Source organism: Arthrobacter sp. JCM 19049 (genome assembly GCF_001310435.1).
In genome coordinates, this window is the sequence record NZ_BAXF01000228.1 from 1 (window position 1) to 3,450 (window position 3,450).

4 pseudogenes are annotated in these 3,450 nt (G+C 63.2%); 1 reads left to right on the forward strand and 3 read right to left on the reverse strand.

From position 1 onward, the window contains the following. From JCM19049_RS09955 to dnaK, 3 pseudogenes are all read right to left on the reverse strand, one after another. Nucleotides 1-311 (reverse strand): annotated as a pseudogene (locus tag JCM19049_RS09955) (DnaJ domain-containing protein); the annotation flags it as partial. Between the two features lie 87 nt (nucleotides 312-398). Next, nucleotides 399-973: pseudogene (locus JCM19049_RS09960) on the reverse strand (nucleotide exchange factor GrpE). A gap of 13 nt (nucleotides 974-986) precedes the next feature. Then, nucleotides 987-2,835 (reverse strand): annotated as a pseudogene (dnaK, locus tag JCM19049_RS09965) (molecular chaperone DnaK). A gap of 361 nt (nucleotides 2,836-3,196) precedes the next feature. Between dnaK and JCM19049_RS20020 the strand changes: the two are divergent. Continuing rightward, a pseudogene (locus JCM19049_RS20020) lies at nucleotides 3,197-3,450 on the forward strand (hypothetical protein); the annotation flags it as partial.

Sequence of the window (3,450 nt, forward strand, 5' to 3'; positions counted from 1 at the left end):
CGAAGAGGTTGGAGAAGATGTCCTCGAAACCTGCCCCCTGGGCCCCGGCGCGGCGCGGAGGTGAAGCGTGCCCCGGACCCCATGGCGCGGATGGCATCGTACTGCTGGCGCTGTTCCGGGTCGGACAGTACCGAGTTCGCCTCGGAGATGTCCTTGAATTTTTGTTCGGCCGCCGCGTCCCCGGGGTTCGTATCCGGGTGGTACTTGCGTGCCAGCTTGCGGTAGGCCTTCTTGATTTCCGCGTCGTCGGCATCCTTCGAGACGCCGAGGATCGCGTAAAAGTCCTTTTCGATCCAATCCTGACTTGCCATCAGGCCTCCAACCTTTCGTCAGCCGGTTCACACTGCCCACTGTCGATTCTCGGCAGTGGGCAGTGTCGATGTGTTATTTGTCGGCGACTACTCGCCGGTGGATACCATCACCTGGGCGGCGCGCAGGATGCGCTCCCCCTTCTTGTATCCAATACGCAGGATCTGTCCCACATGGTCGGCGTCGATCCCCTCAACCGGCTGACGCAGCAGCGCCTCGTGGACGTTCGGTCGAACTCCACACCCGCCTGGTCGATACGCTCCAGTCCGTGAGACTGCAGTACCGCATCGAGCTTGTTCGCGATGGCCGCGAACGGCCCATCGGTCAAGTCCCCGTGCTTGCGTGCGGCGTCCACGTCGTCGAGCACGGGCAACAGGGTTGCCAGCACCGACTGCACCGCCTGGTCGCGCACGGCTTCACGGTCGCGCTCCACGCGCTTGCGGTAGTTCACGTACTCGGCCTGCAGCCGCAGCAGGTCGTTGCGCAGCTCGGTGACAACCTCGCCCACTTCGTCCTGCTCCGACTGTTCAGCCGATACGCCTGCCTCGTTCAGGATCGCCTCGGCCTGACCCAAAGCGTCGGCGTTCGGCTGCGCTTCGGCAGCCTCCTGCTGGTTCTCCGGCTGCTGGCCGGAGTTGGCGTTCTGGTCCTGTGCCTCGGACATGTTCCCTTACTCCCTACTTCTTGTCGTCTTCGTCTTCGTCAATGACCTCGGCGTCGACGATGTCTTCCTCGGCGTTGGGAGCTTCGCCCTCGCCTGCGGCTGCGGACTCGGCCTGGGTGTTGGCGTAGATAGCCTCGCCCAGCTTGGTCTGCGAAGCCTGCAGCTTCTCAAACGCGGCCTTGACCTCGTCGTCGTTGTCCTGCTTCTCCAGGGCGGCCTTCAGTGCATCCACATCGGCCTGGACTTCGGTCTTGACCTCTTCGGGCAGCTTGTCCTCGTTGTCCTTGATCAGCTTGTCCACCGAGTAGGCGGCCTGCTCGGCGGCGTTGCGGGTCTCGGCAGCTTCACGACGCTTCTTGTCCTCGGCTGCGTGCTCCTCGGCTTCGCGCACCATGCGCTCGATGTCATCCTTGGACAGCGAGGTGCCGCCGGTGATGGTCATCGACTGCTCGGTGCCGGTGCCCTTGTCCTTGGCCGAAACGTGCACGATGCCGTTGGCGTCGATGTCGAAGGTGACCTCAACCTGCGGGATGCCGCGCGGAGCCGGGGCGATGCCGGTCAGCTCGAAGGTACCAGTGCCTGGTTGTCGCGGGTGAACTCGCGTTCGCCCTGGAACACCTGGATGGACACCGAAGGCTGGTTGTCCTCGGCGGTGGTGAAGGTTTCCGAGCGCTTGGTCGGGATCGCGGTGTTGCGTTCGATGAGCTTGGTCATCACGCCACCCTTGGTCTCGATGCCCAGCGACAGCGGAGTCACGTCGATCAGCAGCACGTCCTTGCGTTCGCCCTTGAGCACGCCGGCCTGCAGGGCGGCGCCCACGGCCACGACCTCATCCGGGTTCACACCCTTGTTGGCTTCCTTGCCGGCCATTTCCTTGACCAGTTCGGCCACGGCTGGCATACGGGTCGAACCACCCACCAGGATCACGTGGGCAATGTCCGACACCTTCACGCCGGCCTCGCGGATGACGTCCTGGAACGGCTTCTTGGTGCGCTCCAGCAGGTCCGCGGTCAGTTCCTGGAACTTGGCGCGCGAGAGGTGCTCGTCCAGGTGCACCGGACCATCGGCGGTCACCGACAGGTACTGCAGCGAGATGTTGGTGCTGGTGGCCGAGGACAGCTCCTTCTTGGCCTGCTCAGCGGCTTCCTTCAGGCGCTGCAGGGCGATCTTGTCCTTGGACAGGTCAGCACCCTTGCTCTTGGCCTGGGCCAGCAGCCAGTCAACGATGCGCTGGTCCCAGTCGTCGCCGCCCAGGCGGTTGTCACCGGCGGTGGCGCGAACCTGAATGGTCGAGAAGTCGTCCTCGTCCTTGCCAACTTCCAGCAGCGAGACGTCGAAGGTACCGCCACCCAGGTCGAAGACAGGATCAGTTCATCTTCCTTGCCCTTGTCCAGGCCGTAGGCCAGGGCCGCGGCGGTCGGCTCGTTGACGATGCGCAGCACGTTCAGGCCAGCGATTTCGCCGGCTTCCTTGGTGGCCTGGCGCTCGGCGTCGTTGAAGTAGGCCGGAACGGTGATGACCGCGTCGGTCACCTTTTCACCCAGGTAGGACTCGGCGTCGTTCTTCAGCTTCATCAGCGTACGGGCCGAGATTTCCTGCGGGGTGTACTTCTTGTCATCGATCTCGATGGTCCAGTCGGTGCCCATGTGGCGCTTGACCGAGGCGATGGTGCGATCGATGTTGTTCACGGCCTGGCGCTTGGCGATGTCACCGACCAGGACTTCGCCGCTCTTGGAGAAGGCGACGATCGAGGGGGTGGTGCGGTTGCCTTCAGCGTTGGCGATAACGGTCGGCTCGCCGCCTTCCAAAACGGAAACGACGGAGTTGGTGGTTCCGAGGTCGATACCTACGGCACGCGACATAATGGCTCTCCTTTGCCTTGGTTAAAACTGACTAACGCTGGGGCGTTTTACCCCGGTTGAGCGTTCCGCACTCAAGTTTACTCTCGAGCGTTTCGCTGTCAAATCAAACTTGAGTGATGGTGACTCAACTTTGCGTTCTGTCATGTTCAACGGGCCCGGAGCCACAATCATTCCCCGTGGCGAAAGATTTTTTGGAAAATTTTTTTGCCAGGCCCGTGCCCGGCTCGTTTCCGCGCCCAGCCTGCGGCCTGCCGCCTGCCCATCTACCGCCGGGTCGTGGGAACCAGCACTGCACGGGACAATGGAGAACAGGGCATTGGACAATGCAATTGAGCACGAAAACCAAGAAGGGAAGCCACCGATGGAATCGAAGAACCGCTGGAAGGATCTCTCCCCCGCCCGGCGTGCGGTGCTGGTTGCCCTGGCCGCCGTACAGCTGCTGCTCCAGGGAATCGCGCTGCGCGACCTGGCGCGCGCGGTCAGCACCGGATCAACGGCTCGAAGAAGCTGTGGGTGGCCGCAACCTTTATCAACTTCGCCGGCCCGCTGGGCTACCTGCGCTGGGGCGCAAGCAGCCCTGAGCCGCCCGGCGGCCCAATCCGGGCTCCTGCGGGG